Here is a 19,823-nt window from a genome sequence, read left to right as displayed (position 1 = left end):
CGGCACGTGTAAGGGGCGGTCTCCGTGGAGACCGCCCCTTACACGTCAGTGGTACGAGCGTGTCGGCTGTACGAGCGCGCCAGCTGTACGAGCCACGGCGCGCCGGCCCTGCGGCTCTTCGTACCGCCCCGTCACTCCTCCCCGGCGAGGGTCAGGCCGCGCAGCTTCTGGCCCGCGAACCAGGTCGCGAGGCCCGTGACGCCGATGAGCAGGACGAGCGCGACGGGCAGACCGACGTCCGCCGTGATGGCTCCGTCCGCACCGATCTTCTCGGCGAGGGCGAGCGACCACTGCTGGACGCTCAGCGTGCGGGCGCCGGCGATGAGATTGCCGAAGAGGGACTCCCACACCAGGGCGTAGACGAGGCCGACCACGACGGCGTGCCGGGTGACGGTGCCCAGGAGGAGGAAGATCGCGCTGTAGGCGATCGAGGCGACGGCCGCGGCGACGGCGTAGGCGACGGCGATCTGCTGGCTGTTGCCGTTGAGCACGAAGCCCGCGATCAGGGTGGGAACGGCCGAGAAGGCGGCCGTCACGCCGATGGCGACGACCAGCTTGGTGAAGATGATCGTGGGGCGCTTCACCGGCTTGGACAGGAGATAGACGACCGAGCCGTCGTCGATCTCCGGGCCGATCGCGCCCGTACCGGCGACGACGCCGATGAGCGGGACCATCGTGGCGAGTGCGAAGCCGCCCAGGACCGTGCTCGCGGTGTCGTCGTCGGCGCCGGTGAGCACGCGGATGACGACGGAGATGACGATCAGCAGGGCAGGCAGCGCGAAGAGGATGAAGGCGCGTCGGCGGCCGAGGAGCCCCCGGTAGGTGAGCCGGGCGACGGTGGGGTTGAACATGGCGCTCAGGGCTCCTTTCAGGCCGCGACGAGGTAGGAGAAGACCGATTCGAGCGACTCGTCGGAGGGCGAGACCGTCAGGAGCCGGATGCCCTGCGCGCGGGCGACCCGCGGCAGGAGGGCGGTGAAGCGGCCGAAGTCGACGGCCTGGATGCGCAGGGCGCCCTCCTGGACGTCCACCTCGATGCCGGCCGTGGACGGGTCGGCGATGAGCGCGGCGGCCAGGGCCCGGTCGTCACTGGAGCGGACGACGTAGCGGTGCGGGCGGTCCGTCATCAGTCGGCGGATCTTGCGGAAGTCGCCGGAAGCGGCGTGCCGGCCCGCGACGACGACCTCGATGTGGGCGGCGAGCTGCTCGACCTCCTCCAGGATGTGCGAGGAGAACAGCACCGTCCGGCCCTCCGCGCCCATCCGCCGCAGGAGGTCCATCAGCTGCATGCGCTGCCGGGGGTCCATGCCGTTGAAGGGCTCGTCCAGGAGGAGCACCGACGGTTCGTGGACGAGCGCGGAGGCCATCTTCACGCGCTGGCGCATGCCCTTGCTGTACGTGGAGATCTTGCGGTCCTGCGCGTACTCCATCTCGACCGTGGCGAGCGCGTGCTGGGCCTCCTTGGCGCCCAGGCCGTGGAGTTCGGCGTTGGCGCGGACGAACTCCTTGCCGGTGAGGAAGTCGTACATCGACTCGCGCTCGGGGACGATGCCGATGTGGCGGTAGATCGTCTCGTTGCGCCAGATGGTCTCCCCGTCGAGGGTGACCGTGCCCGTGGAGGGGGCGAGGAAGCCGCCCATCATGTTGATGAGCGTGGACTTCCCGGCGCCGTTGGGGCCGAGGAGGCCGGTGACGCCGGGGCCCACGACCATGGAGACGTCGTTGACGGCGACCACATTGCCGAACCAGCGCGAGACATTGTCGATACGGATGGTCGTCACAGCCCGACCTTTCGGTAGCGGCGCATCAGCAGCCCGTAGGAACCGGCGATCAGGGCGAGCAGTACGAGGACGTAGACGACGCCGGTGCCGGCGCCGGGACCGTGGCCGCCGGGGAAGGCGGAGGTGGCGGAGAGGAACGCCGTCTGGACGCCGTCGACCAGAGTGATCGGCGAGAAGAGGCCGAGCCAGCTGATGGCGCCGGTGTTGTCCTGGGCCATGGAGATGCCCTGGATGGTGGAGACGGCGCCGTAGGAGATCGTCAGCACGGCGATGACGGCGGCGACGCCGAAGCCGCGGCGCGGGGTGAGGGCCGCCACGACGAGGCCGAGGCCGGCGAAGAGGAGCGAGAGCAGTGCCACGGAGACCAGTCCTTGCGCGAAGCCCGTCGTCTGATCGGCGAAGTCCAGCTTGGCGAGCAGGGCGCCCACGTAGAGGATCAGCAGCGGCACGCCGGTGAGGATGAACAGCGCGGACGTCATCGCCGCGAACTTGGCCAGGACGTAGTCGGACCGTTCGATCGGCCGGGAGAAGTACAGCGGTATCGACTTGAAGCGCAGGTCCCGCGAGACGGACTGGGGTGCCTGTGCCGCCAGGTAGAGGCCGATGACCGCCTGAAGGTTGATCGCGTAGCGGGTGTACTCCACCGGCAGGTCGTTCATCTTGGTGGTCACGGTGACCGCCACCATGATGGCGGCCGGCACGCACATGACGCCGAAGAGGATCATCGGCAGGACCTTGGACTTCGCCGAGCGCCCGAGGCCGTACGCGCCGCGCAGGCTCTGCGAGAAGAGCGAGCGGCGGGCGTAGGCGCGGCCGAGGCGGGCGCCGGTGTAGTTGCGGTAGCCGATGTTGTGGATGACGTCCTGGGCGGGCGCCGTACTGGTCTCAGGCGGCATCGGGCGCGCCTCCGTTCTGCTCGTCGCGCTTCCGCCGGTCGGCGCCCCGGGCCGGGGACGCGGGGGGTGCGGCCGGTGCTTCCTCGTCCCGGAAGACCTCCGCGATCCGGTGGCGGCGCTGCTCCATGCGGACCAGCCCCAGGCCGAGGTCGGCGACGGCGTCGCGGACCGTGTCGTACGTGCTGTCGTCGGCCACGTCCACCAGCAGCACGCGGCCGGACGCGGGCGCTCCGTCGGCCGAGCGACCGGCCGGCTGGACGGTCAGGCCGGCGGCGGCGAGGGCCGTGAGCAGGGCGGCCGTGCCGTCCGGGCGGGCGTCGGAGTCCGTGACCTCCACGGCGAGGGAGCCGGTGGTCTGGGTGAACTCGTCCGTGGAGGAGGAGCGCAGGAGCTTGCCGCCGTCGATGACGACGACGTGGTCGCAGGTGCGCTCCAGCTCGCCGAGCAGGTGTGAGGTGACCAGGACCGAGATGCCGAAGTCGGTGTGGACCCGCCGGATCAGGCCGAGCATCTCGTCGCGGCCGACCGGGTCGAGGCCGTTGGTGGGCTCGTCCAGCAGGACCAGCTGCGGGTCGTGGACGAGCGCCTGGGCGAGCTTGACCCGCTGCTTCATGCCGGTCGAGTAGCCACCGATGGGGCGGTAGCGCTCCTCGTAGAGGCCCACGTGGCGCAGGGTGTCCGCGGTGCGCTCGCGTGCGGCGGTGGCGGGCAGGCCGGACATGCGCGCCATGTGGACGACGAACTCCGTCGCGGAGACGTCGGGCGGCAGGCAGTCGTGCTCGGGCATATAGCCGACCCGTTCCCGGATGGCGCCGCCCTGGGTGGCGACGTCGAGGCCCAGCACGCTGGCGCGGCCCTCGGTGGCCGGGGAGAGGCCGAGCAGGATCTTGATCAGCGTGGACTTGCCGGCTCCGTTGGCACCCACCAGGCCGGTCACGCCCGGCGTGATGTCGACGGACAACCGGTCGAGAGCGGTCACCCGGGGGAACCGCTTGCTGAGGCTTTCGGTAGCGATCACAGTCACGTCATCGACGGTAGTGGCGGGTACGACCGCGGTCGTCAGCCCAGACGGCTGGTTGTGCGTAGTCCTCGGGTCTGACGATCCCGTAGGGGGTGTCCCACCCGTCGGAGGGCCGGGTCGGGGCCAGGTCGGCGTCAGGTCGGGGCCAGGGGTTACCGAAAGTTATCCACAGGTCGTGCACAACCCTTGACGCAGCCGCCGGGCATTGTCACATTCATCAGTGTCAAGTTGCGGGACTGGACCGACGTGTGATCCACAGGGGACGGCGGGTGGCGATGACCTCAGCAGTGGCTCGTGAACTCTCGGCGGAATTACGGGGGTTCAAGGAAGTGCAGCGCCTCGCCTACGCGTGCGCCGAAGCGGTCGCCGCGCAGCTCGGGCCGGGCGTGACCGAGCGCGACGCGGCCCGGATGCAGCGCGAGTGGCTGCGGGAGCGCGGGGTGCGGGACTGGTTCCACCTGCCCTTCGCCTGGTTCGGGGACCGCACGGCTTTCGTGGAGTTCCGGGTGCCGCTCCAGTTCTTCCCGACGGACCGGAGGCTGGAGCCGGGGATGGCGTTCATCCTCGACATGGCCCCGGTGCACCGGGGCTTCACGGCCGACATCGGATACGCGGGCTGCCTCGGACCCGATCCCCTGCACGACCGGCTGATGGACGACCTGCGGACGCACCGGGAGCTGATCCTGCGCGAGGTCCGCGAGCGGCGGCCGCTGCGGGAGATATACGAGGACGTGGACCGGCTCATGGCCCGCCAGGGCTACACCAACCGCCACCGCGCCTATCCCTTCGGGGTGATCGCGCACAAGGTGGGCCGGGTGCGCGAGCGGCGCTGGTCGCCGCATGTGTTCGGGTTCGGCACCCAGGCGCTCAAGGGCCTGGCCTCCGACGCCCTGCACGGCCACCGGGAGGGCTGGTCCCCGCTGTGGAGCCCGCACCGCATGTCCGACCACCCGCCCCGGCCGGGGCTGTGGGCGGTGGAGCCGCACCTCGGCTTCCGGGGGACGGGCGCGAAGTTCGAGGAGCTCCTGGTGGTCACGGATTCCCGCGACCCTCAGGAAAGCGCGTTCTGGCTCGACGACGATCTGCCGCATGTGCGGCGCCGGCGGGAGGAGAAGGCCGCATGACCGGGGAAACGACCGGCGGGACGGGCGAGGAGAGGTCCGGGACGTCCGGGGACGGCGCGCGGGAGCGGTGGGTCCGCACGGGCGGCGTCGAGCTGTGCGTCAGGGAACTGGGGGACGCCTCGCGCCCCACGGTGGTGCTGCTGCACGGCTATCCGGACAGCAAGGAGGTGTGGTCCGAGGTCGCCGAGCGGCTGCGGGACCGCTTCCACGTGGTGCTGTACGACGTGCGCGGCTGCGGGCGCTCCACGGCCCCGAAGCCGCTGCGGGGCGGCTTCACGCTGGAGAAGCTCACGGACGACTTCCTGGCGGTCGCGGACGCGGTGAGCCCCGGCGCGCCGGTGCATCTCGTGGGGCACGACTGGGGTTCGGTGCAGGGCTGGGAGTTCGCCACCGCGGCCCGCACCGAGGGCCGGATCGCCTCCTTCACCTCGATCTCCGGACCGTCGCTCGACCACATGGCCCTGTGGCTCAAGGAGCGCGTGACCCGGCCGACCCCGCGCCGGGCCGCCCAGTTCCTCGGGCAGGGCGCACGGTCCTGGTATGTGTACGCGCTGCACACCCCGGCCGTGCCGGAGGCGCTGATGCGCGGACCGCTGATGAGGCAGTGGCCGAAGATCCTCGCGCGGATGGAGAAGCTGCCCGCCGGCTCCTACCCGACGGCCTCGCTGCCCACGGACGCGGCACACGGCGCCTGGCTGTACCGCGACAACATCCGGTCCCGGCTGCGCCGGCCGCGCACGGACGCGTACGCCCATGCGCCCGTGCAGCTGATCACTCCGACCGGGGACGTCTTCCTGTCCGAACGGCTCTACGACGGCCTGGAGAAGTGGGCGCCCGGCCTGGTGCGGCACACCCTGGCCGCCAAGCATTGGGTGCCGCGCACCCGGCCCGACCAGCTGTCCGCCTGGATCGCCGAGTTCGTGACGTCCCAGGAGTCGTCCGGCACCGCGGGCCCCGCCGCGGCGGGCGGCGCGCCCGGCACCGCGTACGCCCAGGCGTTCGGCGGGCGGCTCGTGCTGGTCACCGGTGCGGCCGGCGGCATCGGCCGGGCCACGGCGTTCGCCTTCGCGGAGGCGGGGGCCAGGGTCGTCGCGGTCGACCGGGACGCCGAGGGCGCGGCCCGTACGGCGGAGATGGCACGGCTGATCGGTGCGCCGGAGGCGTGGGCCGAGACCGCCGACGTCTCGGACGAACAGGTGATGGAGAAGCTGGCCGCCAAGGTCGCCGCCGAGTACGGGGTGGTGGACGTGCTGGTCAACAACGCCGGCATCGGCATGGCCGGCAGCTTCATGTCCACCTCGGCCGAGGACTGGCGGAAGGTCCTCGACGTCAATCTGTGGGGCGTCATCCATGGCTGCCGGACCTTCGGCAAGCAGATGGCGGAGCGCGGCCAGGGCGGCCACATCGTCAACACCGCCTCGGCCGCGGCGTTCCAGCCCGCGAAGGACCTCGCGGCCTACTGCGCGTCCAAGGCCGCCGTGCTGATGCTCAGCGAGTGCCTGCGCGCCGAGCTGGCCGGGCAGGGCATCGGGGTCACCGCGATCTGCCCCGGCATCGTCAACACCGGGATCACGGCGGGCGCGCGCTTCACGGGCGTCAGCGACGAGGAGCAACAGCGGCGCCGCGACAAGGCGAGCCGGATGTACGGCCGCCGCAACTACCCGCCGGAGAAGGTGGCCGACGCGGTCCTGCGGGCCGTGCTCCGCAACCAGGCCGTCGTTCCCGTGACACCCGAGGCGCACGGCCTGCGCTTCATGTCCCGTTTCACACCGCGGTTGCTGCGCGCCCTCGCGCGAATCGACCTCCCGCTGTAGCCGGCGCACCCGCGGCACGCCCGCCAAGGAGCAGAAATGAAGCACAGGTACCGGAGCGGCCACGCGATAACCCCGCGTCGTGTCTCGTTCGACTGGGACGCGACGCCACTGCACTGGATCCCGGACGAGCCCACCGCCACCCACGTCATCAACGTCCTGCACCTGCTGCTGCCCGCCGGGGAGCGGTGGTTCGTCAAGGTGTTCAAGGAGGCCCTCCCGCTCGTCGACGACAAGGAGCTGCTCAAGGACGTCAAGGGCTTCATGGGGCAGGAGGCCACCCACAGCGTGCAGCACGCCTACGTGCTCGAACACCTCGCCCACCAGGGCCTGGACACCACGGCGTACACCCGGCGCGTCGACTTCCTCTTCGACGCGCTGCTGGGTGAGAGGCCGCCGCTCGGCCTGCCGCTCTCCGGCCGGGAGTGGCTGCGCTTCCGGCTCTCGGTGATAGCGGCGGTCGAGCAGTTCACGGCCGTGCTGGGCAACTGGGTGCTCCACGCGGACGACCTGGACCGGGCCGGGCCGGACCCGGTGATGCTCGACCTGCTGCGCTGGCACGGCGCCGAGGAGGTCGAACACCGGTCCGTGGCCTTCGACATGTACGAGCACTGCGGCGGCGAGGACCCGGGCCGGTACGCCCGCCGGGTGGTGGGCATGCTGATCACGGCGCCCGTGCTGACCTATCTGTGGATGTGGGGCTCGGCCTATCTGATACGGCACGACCCGCAGCTCGCGGGACGGCTGCGGTATTCGCTGCGCGAGCACAACAAGGCGGTGCGCAAGGGGCTGTTGCCCAGCTCGCGGCAGCTGGGCGCGGCCGTGCCCCGCTATCTGCGGCGGTCCTACCACCCCACGCAGGAAGGGTCGCTGCGCCGGGCCGTCGACTATCTCGCGACCTCTCCGGCGGCACGGGCCGCGGCGGGCGCGATCGGCCGCGCCGCCCTGTCGTAAGGAGCTGCCGTGAACCAGCGGTCCGAACATCCCGAGCGGCCGGCGGCCGAGTACCGCATCGAGGATCTGGCCCACCACAGCGGCGCCACGGTCCGCACGATCCGGGCCTACCAGGACCGCGGGCTGCTGCCCAAGCCGGAGCGGCGCGGCCGGGCCAACGTGTACGGGGACCCGCACCTGGCCCGGCTGCGTCAGATCTCGGGGCTCCTCGACCGCGGCTACACCCTGGCCAGCATCAAGGAGCTCCTGGACGCCTGGGACACCGGCCGCGGCCTCGGCGGCGTCCTCGGGCTGGTCGCCGAGGTCGACGGACCGTGGACCGACGAGACGGCCGAACGGGTCACCCGCGCGGAGCTGGATCAGCGGTTCGGCGGCGTACGGGACGACGACGCCGTCGACGACGCGGTGGAGCTCGGTGTGCTCGTCCGTGTGCCGGGCGCACCGGACGAGTTCCTCGTGCCGAGCCCGCGCGAGCTGTCCGTCGCCGCCGAGCTGCACCTGGCCGGGGTGCCGCTGCTCGCCATCTCCGGGCATCTGCGTGAGCTGCGCACCCAGGTCGAGCACATCGCCGGGCGCTTCCTCGACTTCACGACCGAGCATGTCTTCCAGCCCTACTTCGACCACCCGCCGACGGACGAGGAGGCCACCGAGGCCGCCGCCCTGGTGCGCCGCCTGCGCCCCCTGGCCCAGCAGACCGTCGACGCCGAACTCGCCCGCGCGATGCGGACCTTGGCCACCCGCTATCTGCACCGGCATCTGGGAGCGGCGGCCGGAGTCGACGTGCTGCCTCCCGCGGCTGCCGAACGGCGCGCGGACGGCCCCGGCGCCGCCCCGGACGCCGACACCGCCCGCGAGGACGTCCGGCTGCCCGTACGGACCGTCCGGGCGGTCCGCGCGCTGGTGGGCCCGGACAGCACGGAGGCGTTCATCGCGGCCGCCGCCGAACGCGAGGTCCAGGCCCGCACGATGGACGCGCTGATCCAGCCGGGCGCGGCGCGGACGACAGGGACGGCGGGGACGGCGGGTACGGCGGGGACCGCAGGGACGCTGGGTACGGCAGGTACCGCAGGTACGGCAGAGGCGCCCGGGACACCGGGCCAGCCCCCTGAAGCGTTGACTCCGCCCGGGACCCCGCCCCCACCCCAGCCATCGGCCGCCCCCGGCGAAAACGCGGAGGCGCCGCCCAGCCCGGCTGAATAGGATCGAAAGGGCCCGGCCCGGACCGTGACCGCGGCCGAGGGGATCAGCGCGGTGAGGAGCCGGTCATGGACACCCAGCGGGCCACCCGCATATCGAAGTTCCTGGCCAAGCACCTGCGCCATGAGCCCGAGCGGATCGGCATCACGCTCGACGCGCACGGGTGGACGCCCGTCGACGGCCTGCTCACCGCGAGCGCGGCCCACGGCTTCTCCTTCAGCCGGGCCGAGCTGGAAGAGGTCGTCGCCGCCAGCGACAAGCGGCGCTACGCCATCGAGGGCGACCGCATCCGCGCCAACCAGGGCCACTCCGTGCCCGTGGACCTGGGTCTGCCGGTCGCCGAGCCGCCGCCGTGGCTCTTCCACGGCACGGTGGCCCGGTCCCTCGCGGCCATCCGCACCGAGGGCCTACGGCCCATGGCCCGTCACGCGGTGCATCTGTCGGCCGACCGCGAGACCGCGACCCGCGTGGGCGCCCGCCGGGGCAAGGCGGTCGTGCTCACCGTCGACGCGGGGGCCATGCACCGGGCCGGCCACACCTTCCACGTCAGCGAGAACGGTGTCTGGCTCGTCGAGCGCGTACCGGCCGAATACCTGCGCGTTCCGGGCTGACGGCAACCGGGGCGTCCCGCCGCCGGCAGCTCACAGCCCGGGGGCTCCCCACACCGGGAACCAGCGGCCCAGGTCCTCCTCGATCCGCAGATCGTCGCCGAGCAGCGCCCGCACCTGGAGCTCCAGCCCGCTGTCCCGCCGGTCTCCCCCGCCCGCCACCGGCGCGAAGGGGTAGAACGTGCCGCGCTTGTAGAGGTAGACGAGGGCCAGCGAGCGCTGTCCGGCGTCGCGGAAGCCCAGCAGGGAGCAGAGCAGCTGCGGTCCGAAACCGCCGTCCTGGAGCAGGGTGTTGACGGCGTGCAGGTCGTTGACGAGCGCGACCGTGCCCTCCTGGTCGGCCGGCTGGCGGGCCAGCAGCCAGGTGTAGCCGTACGCGTCCTGGCTGAACTCCACGGGCTCGCCACCGCGCCCGGTGTCGGCGTCCAGCAGCTCCCGTACGTCCTGCTGGAGGCGGGTGAAGGCGCCGCCCTCCACGCTGGCGAAGCACACGGAGCCCTGCCCGGTGGGGGTGAACCCGGCGCCCGCCTGGAGGGTGACCGCGGCCGACGGCAGGGCGAAGAGCTGGTCCAGATCGGGGCGCACCGGCTTGCTGCGGCCGAGGATGGCGTCGAGGAAGCCCACAGGACACGCTCCTTCGCGGGAGGGGTCAGGCCCGGCCGAGCTGTGCGGAGATGCGGCCGAGCTGGTCCAGCCGCTGCTCCAGGGTCGGGTGGGAGGACAGCAGCCGGCTCATGCTGTTCTTGGTGAACGCCGGGGCGAAGTAGAAGGCGTTGAACGGTTCGGCCTGCCGCAGGTCCCGGGTGGGTATGCGGGCCATCTGGCCGGTGACCTTGGTGAGCGCCGATGCCAGCGCCGAGGGCCGGCCCGTCAGCAGCGCGCCGGCGCGGTCGGCGGACAGCTCGCGGTAGCGGGACAGCAGCCGGGTGAGCAGGAAGCTGATGGCGTAGACGACGGCGCTGATCAGCGGGATCAGCACCACCAGAAGCGCGGCGCTGCTGTCGCGGTCGCCCACCCGGCGGAAGCCGCCCCACAGCCCGACGCGGGTGATGATGCCGGCCAGCACGCCGAGGAACGAGGCAATGGTCATGACCGCGACATCGCGGTGGGCCACGTGGGACAGCTCGTGCGCGAGGACGCCCTCCAGTTCCTCGGGCTCCAGCCGGCGCATCAGGCCGGTCGTCGCGCACACCAGGGCGTTCTTCCGGTTGCGACCGGTGGCGAAGGCATTGGGCACGTCGCTGTCGGCGATGGCCACCCGCGGCTTGGGCATGTCCGCGAGCGCGCACAGCCGGTCGACGGCGCCGTGCAGCTCGGGCGCCTGTTCCGGGGTGACCTCGCGGGCGCCCATGCTGAAGGCCGCGATCCGGTCGCTGAACCAGAACTGGGCGATGAACATGCCGCCGGCGAGGAGCAGGATGATCGGCCAGCCCCCGCGCAGCAGCGCCACCAGCACACCCACGAAGACCACATAGAGCAGCCCGATGAAGAACATCGTGCCCACCATGCGGGTGGTCAGCCCCCGGTCGGGAGCGAATCGGGTGCTCGACGAACGGTGCATGGGGTACCTCCAAGGCTCTGCGGAACCATGCCCCCAGTACGTGCCTCTGCCCCGATTCTCCCTCTTCACCGGCCGTCCGCGGGGCTCGCGGCGCAAAGAACGCCAGGAATCCCGTCAGGGGCCCTGGGAGCCCGGTCCGGGCCCCCAAGTCGCTTCGAGTCCTTACAGCGTCTCTGAGCCCCCTCAGGCCAGCTGCGCGAGTCCATCCGTGGCGATCTTCTCGAAGACCGCAGGATCGGCCGCGAAGAACGAGTCGGCTATCGGCCAGTGCACCACGATCTCGTCGATACCCAGCTCCGCGTAGGTGCCCGCGAAGTCGACGAAGGCGTCGAAGGAGTCCAGCGGCCGCTCCGGGGCGAAGCCCGTCAGCAGGATCTTGTCCAGCTCGGCCGGGTCCCGGTCGATCTTCGCGCAGGCCACGCCCAGCCGGTCGATCTGCCCGGCGATGGCCGCCCGGGACTGCTCCGGCGTGCCCATCTCGAACAGCTTCGGGTCACCGGTGGTCACCCACGCCTGCCCGTGACGGGCGGCGAGGCCGAGTCCGCGCGGGCCGGTCGCGGCCACCGCGAACGGCAGCCGGGGGCGCTGCACGCAGCCGGGGATGTTGCGCACCTCGGACGCCGAGTAGTGCTCGCCCTCGTGGGAGACGACGTCTTCGGTGAGCAGCCGGTCGAGCAGGGGGACGAACTCTCCGAAGCGGTCGGCCCGTTCACGCGGGGTCCACGGCTCCTGGCCGTCCTTGAGCAGCGCCGTGGCGTCGAAGCCGGAACCGCCCGCGCCGATGCCGAGGGTGACGCGCCCGCCCGAGATGTCGTCCAGGGAGATGAGCTCCTTGGCGAGCGTGACGGGGTGGCGGAAGTTGGGGGAGGTGACGAGCGTGCCGAGCCGCATCCGGGAGGTCACGCCGGCCGCCGCCGTCAGCGTCGGTATCGCGCCGAACCACGGGCCGTCCCGGAAGGTGCGCCAGGACAGGTGGTCGTAGGTGTAGGCCGTGTGGAAGCCGAGCTCCTCGGCTCGCTGCCAAGTCGCGCGGCCGCCCTCGGCCCAGCGGCGGTCAGGAAGGATCACGGTGCTCAGTCGCATGGGACCGAGCGTAGACGCTGGGTATGACATCAGCCTATGCACGGGGTATGACACAGGTCGCACGCGCGGAGCGGGGTGGCACCCCGGGCTCAGGCGCGTACCCGGGCGTACGCCTGTGCGCCCCGGATGCCCCGTCGACGAGAATGGGACCCGTGACTTCAGCTATCGAGCAGCCCGAGACCCCGGCCGTCCGCCGCCCAGCCGCCACCACCCGGCTGATCGCCACCGATCTCGACGGCACTCTCCTGCGCGACGACAAGACGGTCTCCGACCGCACCGTCGCCGCTCTCGCCGGGGCCGAGGCCGCCGGCATCGAGGTCTTCTTCGTCACCGGGCGCCCGGCCCGCTGGATGGACGTCGTCAGCAGCCACGTGCACGGCCACGGCCTGGCGATCTGCGCCAACGGTGCCGCCGTCGTCGACCTCCACGACGGCGGCCGCCTGGTCAAGGTCCGGCCGCTGCCGCGCGCCGAGGCACTCGCCATCGTCCGGGCGGTGCGCGCGGCCGCGCCGGGGGCCTCGTTCGCCGTCGAGCACACGACGGCGTTCCACTACGAGGAGGCGTACCCGCCCTTCTACGTCGACCCGGGCGCGGTGATCGCCCCCGCCGAGAAGCTGCTGGCGGAGGACTCCGGCTACGACGAGCCGATCATCAAGCTGCTCGCCCACCACCCCGTCCTCGGGCCGGACGAGTTCCTCGCCCTGGCGCGGGAGGCCGGCGGCGCGCACGGCTCGTTCACCCGGTCCAGCCCGACCGCCCTGCTGGAGATCAGCGGCCTGGGCGTCAGCAAGGCCAGCACTCTGGCCGAGTGCTGCGCCGAGCGCGGTATCGCACCGGAGGAGGTCGTGGCCTTCGGCGACATGCCCAACGACCTGGACATGCTCGACTGGGCCGGCACCGCCTACGCGATGGCCAACGCCCACCCCGAGGTGCTGGCCGTCACCGCGCACCACACCGCCGGCAACAACGAGGACGGCGTCGCGGCCGTCATCGAGGGGATCCTGCACGCCGCGCGTGCCTGATGGCCCTCGCCCGGCAGCGGTCCAGGCCGTGTCCGGCGGGTCTTCGGCTGCGGGCCGTCTTGCCGCCTGCGGCGGCGGGCGCCCTGCGGGCGCGTCCTCAATCTCCCCCAGCTACCGCTGGGGGTGCCCCCAACGGGCTTGATTCGGCTGAGCTCAGCCGAATCAAGCCCGTCCGGCGATTGAGGACACCGCCGCGCAGCGGTGGTGCGCACGACATGGCCTACAGCCGCACGCCGCGCGCCTTCAGCCAGGCCACCGGATCGACGGCCGACCCGTACTCGGGTCTGGTGCGGATCTCGAAATGCAGATGCGGGCCGGTGGAGTTCCCGGTGGTCCCGGACAGCCCGATCCACTGGCCCGCCCGTACCTGCGTGCCCGGCGCGGCCAGCAGCGCCGACAGGTGCGCGTACTGCGAGTACCAGCCGCCCTCGTGCTGGACCACCAGGCTGATCCCGAAGGGCCCGCCGCACCCCACCGAGACCACGGTCCCGGCCCCGACCGCGCGCACCGGAGTGCCGATGGGCACGGCGAAATCCTGTCCGGTATGCCCGTTGGCCCAGCTCGTGCCGGTGCCGCCGAAACCCGCGCTGAGCTGGTATGACGTCACCGGGCGCACCCACTCCAGCGGCGCCCGCGCGTCGTTCTCCGCGGTGGGCGCCGGCTCGGTAACGGGTGGTGGCTCCACCGGCGCGCAGTGCCCGCTCCCGATGGCCGCCTCGGCCATCGCGTCGAGCTCCTCGCGCGCCTCCTCCAGCCGCCTCTCGACGGAGCGCTCGGCCGCGCGCAGCCGCGCCCGCTCCTTGTCGAGCGCGGGCCGCGAGGCGGCCAGCGACCGGGACTCGACGGCCAGCCTCCGGCTCGTACGGCCGTTCTGGTCGAGCATCCGTCCGAGCCGCGCCCGGCGGTGCACGGCGGGCGCCTGAACGGCCAGCAGCTCCAGCGGGTCGTCGGCCACCTCGGCGCTGCCGCGGGCGGTGAAGCCGCCGGTGCGGTACTGCGCGCGGGCGGCGGTCCCGGCGTCCTCGAGCAACGTCGCGGTGACCACGTCGCGGCCGCGCAGCAGCTCTTCGAGCACCTCGGCCCGCGCCCGCTGCTCCTTCGCCGCGCGCAGCACCCGCTCGTAGCGCTGCCGGGTGCGCCCCTCCTCCTCCGCCAGCCGGAACACCTCGGAGGTGACTTTCGGCATTCTCTCCGGGGCCCTGACGGCGGCCGACGGCTCGGAGGCGAGCGGCGGGGCGACCACGGCGCAGAGCGCGCACAGAACCACACCACTGGTGCGCCGCAGTCGGCGCGGTCCGCGATACGGACGGTACGGGCGTCGCATGAAGGCGATGGTGTACCTGGTTCCGGCGGAGCGCGCCCGCTGAGGCCCGTTCGGCGGAAAGGGATGCGTCCACCAGGGTGGGCACCGGGCCGGACGGGCTACAGGGGCGCCTCCCAGACCACCCGTGTGCCGCCCCCGTCCTCGCCGAGCCCGGGCCCGTACGAACTGGAGCCGCCGAGCGACTCCGCCCGCTTGGCGAGGTTCCTCAGCCCGCTGCGCCGCCCGCCCTCGGGGATGCCGACCCCGTCGTCGGCGACGGTCAGCCGCACCGCGTCCCTGCCGTCGGGCAGCGTGGCCGTCGCGTCGACGACGACCTCCATCCGGGACGCGCGCGCGTGCCGGAAGGCGTTGGAGAGGGCCTCGCGCAGGGCGGCGATGAGGTTCTTGCCGGTGAGCTCGCCGACCTTGGCGTCGACCGGTCCGAGGAAGGTCGCCGAGGGCTGAAAGCCCAGCGGTACGGCCGCCGTGCCGAGCTCCCGCAGGACGCGCGTGCGCAGTCCGGCGGGCGCCTCGGCGGGTCCCTGCTGCAGCGCGAAGATGGCCGTACGGATCTCCTGGATGGTCACGTCCAGCTCGTCCACGGCCTGGCCGATCTTCGTCCCCACGTCCGGCGCCTCGGCGTTGCGCTGCGCGCTCTCCAGCATCAGGCCGGTGGCGAACAACCGCTGGATGACCAGGTCGTGCAGATCGCGGGCGATCCGGTCGCGGTCCTCGTAGACGGCCAGCCGTTCCCGGTCGCGCTGTGCCTCGGCCAGGACGAGCGCCAGCGCGGCCTGTGCGGCGAACTGCGCGGCCAGCGTGCGTTCGGCGGCGGTGTACTTGCGCGCCCCACGCGCGCGTGGCGTCGCGAGGGTGCCCAGGACGCGGTCGCCGCTCTTGAGGGGCAGCAGCATGCTCGGGCCGAAGCGGGGCGCCACTTCGGTGATCATGCGGGGGTCGGTGGCCGAGTCGTCGATGAACACCGGTTCACCGGCGAGCAGGTGGGAGACGACCGGGCTGTGCGGTGGTATCACCGTGCCCAGCAGGTCCGTGGGGTCGTCGGCGGAGACGGCCACCATCTCCAGCCCTCCGTCGTTGTCCGGCAGCAGCACGATGCCGGCGGCGGAGTCGGCGAGGCGGCGCGCCTGTTCGGCCACGACGGCGAGCGCGTCCTCGGCGTCGCTCCCCGACAGCAGGGCGGTCGTGACGGCCACGGAGCCGTCGATCCAGCGCATGCGCTGGCGGCCCTCCTCGTGCACGCGCGCGTTGCCGATCGCGATGCCCGCCTCGGCGGCCAGGATCTTCACCATGTGCAGGTCGGCGATGTTGAACTCGGTGCCGCCGCGCTTGTCGGTGAGGTAGAGGTTGCCGAAGACCTCGCCGTCCACCCGGATGGGGACGCCCAGGAAGTTGCGCATCGGCGGGTGGTGGGCAGGGAAGCCGCACGAGCGCGGGTCCGACGTCAGGTCGGCGAGCATCACCGGGGCCGGCTGGTGGATGAGCGCGCCGAGCAGCCCGTGGTGGCCGTCCGGCAGCGCGCCGATGCGCTCGTGCTCCTCCTTGGTGACGCCGTGGGTGATGAAGTCGGCCAGCCCCTCGCCGGTGGAGTCGATGACGCCGATGGCGGCGTAGCGGGCGTCGGCGAGCTCGGCGGCGGTCCGGGCGATCCGTTCCAGGGTGGTGTGGAGTTCGAGGCCGGTGCCCACCGACCGCATGGCCTCCAGGAGCTGCGGCACGCGCGCGGTCAGCTCCGTGGACATGCCCTGGAGGCTGCGGGTCGCCTCCGTGGCGATGGCGAGCGGGTCCATCAGGCCCTGCCCGTCCCCCGGGTCCCGCGCGCCCCGCCGGTCGGAGGGTTCTGCCGTGGCTGCCATACCTCCGAGACTAATAAGCACCATTTGTCAGGGAAAGACGGCTGTCCGTGGTTCCTGCCGCCTCTTCGCGCTCCAGCATCCGCCGGAACGGTCCCTCGGCCGCCGCCAGCGCGCCGTACGCGCCCCGCTGGACCGCCCGCCCCCGCTCCAGCACGATCACCTCGTCCACCGCCTCCAGCCCGGCCAGGCGGTGGGTGATCAGTACGGTCGTGCGGCCCTCGGTGGCCGCCAGCAGATCGGCGGTCAGCGCGTCGGCGGTCGGCAGGTCGAGGTGCTCGGCGGGCTCGTCCAGCACCAGGACGGGGAAGTCGGCGAGCAGCGCGCGGGCGAGCGCGAGCCGCTGCCGCTGTCCGCCGGACATCCGCGCCCCGTGCTCGCCCACGAGCGTCCCGAGCCCGTCCGGCAGCCCTTCCACCCACTCCAGCAGGCGCGCGGAGCGCAGTGCGGCCCGCAGTTCGGCGTCGCTCGCGCCCGGGCGGGCGAGCCTGAGGTTCTCGCGCACGGAGCTGTCGAAGAGGTGCGCGTCCTGCGCGCACAGCCCCACCAGCCGCCGCACCGCGTCGCCCGCCATGGAGGCGGTGTCCTCGCCCGCGAGCGTGTACGTACCGGACGCGGCGTCCAGGAAGCGCAGCAGCACCTGCGCCAGCGTCGTCTTGCCGGCCCCGGACTGCCCCACCACCGCCACCCGGCGGCCGGCGGCCAGCTCCAGGGTGAAGTCCTCCAGGGCCGCTTCGCGCCGGCCCGGGTAGCGCGCCGTCACGCCGTCCAGGCGCACCGGGAACGGTGACGCGGGCGCGGCCGCCGTGCCCTCGGTCACGGGTACGGGCGCGTCCAGCACCTCGTACACCCGCTCCGCGGAGCGGCGTACGCGCTGCCGGTACTGCACCGCGAGGGGCAGCCCGGCCACGGCCTCGAAGGCGGCCAGCGGCGTCAGCACGACGACCGCGAGCCACAGCCCGTCGAGGCGGCCGTCGCGCACGGCGGCCACCCCGGCCCAGGCGGCGGCCGCCACGGTCAGACCACAGGCGAGGGCACTCAGGCCCGAGCCGAGCGCGGTGGCGGCCGAGCCCCGGCGCGCGATGCCGGTGAGCGCGCCGTCGGCGCGGCGCACGCGCTGCAGCCGGGACGGCAGGGCGCCCGCCACGGTCAGCTCCGCGGTGCCGCCCAGCAGATCGACCACCTGCGCCGACACCTCTCCGCGCGCCGGCGCCAACCGCCGTTCCGCCCGCCGGGCGACCGCGCCGGAGAGCGCGGGCACGGCCACTCCGGCGACCAGCAGCCCCAGAGCCGTCACCAGACCCGCCTCGGGCAGCAGCCACGCCGTGAAACCGACCGAGGCGGCGCCCACGACGACGGCCGAGCCGACCGGCAGCAGCCAGCGCAGGAAGTAGTCCTGCAGGGCGTCCACGTCCGCGACGAGCCGGGAGAGCAGGTCGCCCCGGCGGGTGTCCCGCAGACCGGCCGGTGCCAGCCGTTCCAGCCGCCGGTAGACCGCCACCCGCAGACCGGCCAGGGTGCGCAGCGCCGCGTCGTGGGAGACGAGGCGCTCGGCGTAGCGGAAGACGGCGCGCCCGATGCCGAACGCGCGGGTCGCGGTGACGGCGACCATCAGATAGAGCACCGGAGGCTGCTGCGACGCGCGCGAGATGAGCCAGCCGGAGACGGCGAGCAGCCCTACGGCACTGCCGAGCGCCAGGCTCCCGAGCAACAGCGCGAGCGCGAAGCGCCAGGGGCGCCCTTCGGCGCGCACGCGGGCCAACGCGCTGGAGCGCGGCGGCTTTCGCCGTGCCGCGTCAGGGGCGGTGTCGAGCGCTGCGGGCGCGTCGGACTCCTCCGGAGCACCGAGCGCGGCGGAGCCAGCCGGAGCGAAACCGGAAGCGTCCGACGCCACGGCAGCGACCGGCGCCGGCGAAGCGACCGCGCCACCCCCACCCCCCGCCGCCCCCGGCAACCGCACCACCCGGTCCGCTACCGCCAGCAGCGCGGGCCGGTGTACGACGAGCAGTACGGTGCGGCCCTCGGCGAGTCGCCGCACCGCCTCCACCACCGCCGCCTCGGTCTCGCCGTCGAGGTTCGCGGTCGGCTCGTCCAGGAGCAGCACGGGCCGGTCGGCCAGGAACGCGCGGGCCAGTGCGAGGCGTTGGCGCTGGCCGGCGGAGAGCCCGGCGCCGTCCTCGCCGAGGCGGGTGTCAGTGCCGTGGTGCAGCATGGAGACGAAGTCGAGCGCACCGGCCGCCCGCAGTGCTTCCCGCACCTGCGCGTCCGTGGCGTCCGGCCGGGCCAGTCGTACGTTCTCGGCGACCGTCCCGGCGAGCAGACGGGGTCGTTGCGGGACCCAGGCCACCTGGTCCCGCCAGCTTTCGGGGGAGAGCGATGACAGATCCGTACCGCCTACGAACACCCGCCCGCCCGCGGGGCGCGCGAAGCCGAGCAGCACATCCAGAAGCGTCGACTTGCCGGCGCCGCTGGGCCCCACGAGCGCGACCGTCTCCCCGGGCCGCACCTCGAACGAGGTCTGCGGAAGGGAGGGTTCGGCCCGGCCCGCGTGCCGCACCACCAGCCGGTCGACGGTCAGGGCCGCGCTCCGGGCGTCGGGCGCGGGCCGCGCCCCGGCGGGCGCGGGCTCCGTCTCCAGGACCGTGAAGACCTCGTCGGCGGCCGCCAGCCCTTCGGCCGCCGCGTGGTACTGCGCGCCGACCTGCCGCAGCGGCAGATACGCCTCTGGCGCGAGGACCAGCACCATCAGGCCCGTGCGGAGGTCGAGTTCGCCGTGGACGAGCCGCATGCCGATGCCGACGGCGACCAGGGCCACCGAGAGCGTGGCCAGCAGTTCCAGCGCGAAGGAGGAGAGGAAGGCCAGGCGCAGGGTCCGCAGCGTGGCCCGCCGGTAGTCGGCGGTGATCGCGCGGATCGACTCGGCCTGTGCCTTGGCGCGTCCGAAGACCTTGAGCGTGGGCAGCCCGGCGACGACGTCGAGGAAGTGCCCAGAGAGCCGGGACAGCAGCCGCCACTGCTGGTCCATCCGGGACTGGGTGGCCCAGCCGATGAGGACCATGAAGAGGGGGATGAGCGGCAGCGTGAGGACGATGACGAGCGCGGAGATCCAGTCCGCGGTGAGGATACGGGCCAGGACGGCCACGGGCACCACGACCGCGAGGCCCAGCTGGGGCAGGTAGCGGGCGAAGTAGTCGTCCAGCGCGTCGATTCCGCGCGTGGCGAGGGTGGTGAGCTCGCCGGTCCGGCGGGAGTCGAGCCAGGCGGGGCCGAGCAGGGTGGCGCGCGTCAGCAGCCGGTCGCGCAGTTCGGACTTCACGGCCGCGCTCGCGCGGTGGGCGGCGAGTTCGGTGAGCCAGGAGACCGCCGCCCGGCCGGCGGCGACGGCGGCCAGCAGCGCCAGCTGCGGGCCGAGGTCACCGGCGGTGCGGCCGTGCTGGAAGGCGCCGGTCACCACCTCGGCGATCAGCATCGCCTGGGCGATGACCAGGCCGGCCCCCGCCAGCCCGAGCACGACGGAGGCGACCAGGAAGAAGCGTGTCGCGGAGGCGTACCGGAGCAGGCGGGGGTCGACGGGCTTCATGCGCGCTTCCGT

Annotated in this window: 15 protein-coding genes and 1 pseudogene; 6 read left to right on the top strand and 10 right to left on the bottom strand. The window is 73.1% G+C overall.

Annotated features, from left to right (window positions below):
* Positions 1 to 131 precede the first annotated feature (131 nt).
* The 4 genes from J7E86_RS04400 to J7E86_RS04385 are packed head-to-tail and all read right to left on the bottom strand — an operon-like array spanning position 132 to position 3,700.
* Positions 132 to 851 (bottom strand): ABC transporter permease subunit, encoded by a 720-nt coding sequence (locus tag J7E86_RS04400; RefSeq protein WP_215079917.1) that lies wholly within the window; start codon positions 849 to 851, stop codon positions 132 to 134.
* Between the two features lie 17 nt (positions 852 to 868).
* Complete coding sequence (locus J7E86_RS04395; RefSeq protein WP_215079915.1) at positions 869 to 1,780, bottom strand: ABC transporter ATP-binding protein; 912 nt, start codon at positions 1,778 to 1,780, stop codon at positions 869 to 871.
* Positions 1,777 to 2,676 (bottom strand): ABC transporter permease subunit, encoded by a 900-nt coding sequence (locus tag J7E86_RS04390; protein WP_215079913.1) that lies wholly within the window; start codon positions 2,674 to 2,676, stop codon positions 1,777 to 1,779. The genes J7E86_RS04395 and J7E86_RS04390 overlap by 4 nt, the downstream gene beginning before the upstream one ends.
* Positions 2,666 to 3,700 carry an ABC transporter ATP-binding protein gene (locus tag J7E86_RS04385; RefSeq protein WP_215079911.1) on the bottom strand — a complete coding sequence of 345 codons (1,035 nt, stop codon included), beginning with the start codon at positions 3,698 to 3,700 and terminating at the stop codon, positions 2,666 to 2,668. The genes J7E86_RS04390 and J7E86_RS04385 overlap by 11 nt, the downstream gene beginning before the upstream one ends.
* A gap of 272 nt (positions 3,701 to 3,972) precedes the next feature.
* Between J7E86_RS04385 and J7E86_RS04380 the strand changes: the two genes are divergently transcribed.
* The 5 genes and pseudogenes from J7E86_RS04380 (at position 3,973) to J7E86_RS04360 (ending at position 9,394) form a co-directional block, all read left to right on the top strand.
* Positions 3,973 to 4,821 (top strand): M24 family metallopeptidase, encoded by an 849-nt coding sequence (locus tag J7E86_RS04380; protein ID WP_215079909.1) that lies wholly within the window; start codon positions 3,973 to 3,975, stop codon positions 4,819 to 4,821.
* Positions 4,818 to 6,635: an SDR family oxidoreductase gene (locus J7E86_RS04375; RefSeq protein WP_215079908.1), complete on the top strand. Its 1,818-nt coding sequence runs from the start codon at positions 4,818 to 4,820 to the stop codon at positions 6,633 to 6,635. The genes J7E86_RS04380 and J7E86_RS04375 overlap by 4 nt, the downstream gene beginning before the upstream one ends.
* 36 nt (positions 6,636 to 6,671) lie before the next feature.
* Positions 6,672 to 7,586: a metal-dependent hydrolase gene (locus J7E86_RS04370; protein WP_215079906.1), complete on the top strand. Its 915-nt coding sequence runs from the start codon at positions 6,672 to 6,674 to the stop codon at positions 7,584 to 7,586.
* A gap of 9 nt (positions 7,587 to 7,595) precedes the next feature.
* A pseudogene (locus tag J7E86_RS04365) lies at positions 7,596 to 8,564 on the top strand (MerR family transcriptional regulator); the annotation flags it as partial.
* 287 nt (positions 8,565 to 8,851) lie between these two features.
* Positions 8,852 to 9,394 carry an RNA 2'-phosphotransferase gene (locus J7E86_RS04360; protein ID WP_215079902.1) on the top strand — a complete coding sequence of 181 codons (543 nt, stop codon included), beginning with the start codon at positions 8,852 to 8,854 and terminating at the stop codon, positions 9,392 to 9,394.
* A 30-nt stretch (positions 9,395 to 9,424) separates the two neighbouring features.
* On the opposite strand, the gene J7E86_RS04355 is transcribed toward J7E86_RS04360, so the two are convergent.
* From J7E86_RS04355 to J7E86_RS04345, 3 genes are all read right to left on the bottom strand, one after another.
* Positions 9,425 to 10,015 carry a hypothetical protein gene (locus J7E86_RS04355; protein WP_215079900.1) on the bottom strand — a complete coding sequence of 197 codons (591 nt, stop codon included), beginning with the start codon at positions 10,013 to 10,015 and terminating at the stop codon, positions 9,425 to 9,427.
* Positions 10,016 to 10,040: 25 nt separating this feature from the next.
* A complete protein-coding gene (gene htpX, locus J7E86_RS04350; protein WP_215079898.1) occupies positions 10,041 to 10,952 on the bottom strand; it encodes a zinc metalloprotease HtpX in 912 nt (303 codons plus the stop codon).
* Positions 10,953 to 11,135: 183 nt separating this feature from the next.
* The gene (locus J7E86_RS04345; RefSeq protein WP_215079896.1) at positions 11,136 to 12,035 is read right to left on the bottom strand and encodes an LLM class flavin-dependent oxidoreductase; all 900 of its coding nucleotides are present in this window, start codon (positions 12,033 to 12,035) and stop codon (positions 11,136 to 11,138) included.
* Positions 12,036 to 12,178: 143 nt separating this feature from the next.
* Here J7E86_RS04345 and J7E86_RS04340 point away from each other — a divergent pair, with 143 nt between their 5' ends.
* Positions 12,179 to 13,057, top strand: coding sequence for a Cof-type HAD-IIB family hydrolase (locus tag J7E86_RS04340; protein WP_215079894.1), 879 nt, complete (start codon positions 12,179 to 12,181; stop codon positions 13,055 to 13,057).
* Between the two features lie 220 nt (positions 13,058 to 13,277).
* On the opposite strand, the gene J7E86_RS04335 is transcribed toward J7E86_RS04340, so the two are convergent.
* The 3 genes from J7E86_RS04335 to cydD form a co-directional block, all read right to left on the bottom strand.
* Entirely contained in the window at positions 13,278 to 14,381 is a 1,104-nt protein-coding gene (locus tag J7E86_RS04335) for a M23 family metallopeptidase (RefSeq protein WP_215079892.1), read from the bottom strand.
* 98 nt (positions 14,382 to 14,479) lie between these two features.
* Complete coding sequence (locus tag J7E86_RS04330; protein WP_215079971.1) at positions 14,480 to 16,168, bottom strand: GAF domain-containing sensor histidine kinase; 1,689 nt, start codon at positions 16,166 to 16,168, stop codon at positions 14,480 to 14,482.
* Between the two features lie 76 nt (positions 16,169 to 16,244).
* Positions 16,245 to 19,811, bottom strand: a complete 3,567-nt coding sequence (cydD, locus tag J7E86_RS04325; RefSeq protein ID WP_215079890.1) for a thiol reductant ABC exporter subunit CydD — start codon at positions 19,809 to 19,811, stop codon at positions 16,245 to 16,247.
* Positions 19,812 to 19,823: the final 12 nt, after the last annotated feature.

The organism is Streptomyces sp. ISL-11, from assembly GCF_018614525.1.
GTDB lineage: Bacteria > Actinomycetota > Actinomycetes > Streptomycetales > Streptomycetaceae > Streptomyces.
The sequence above is the reverse complement of the archived record's forward strand: the minus strand, read 5'-3'. Positions and strand labels throughout refer to the sequence as shown.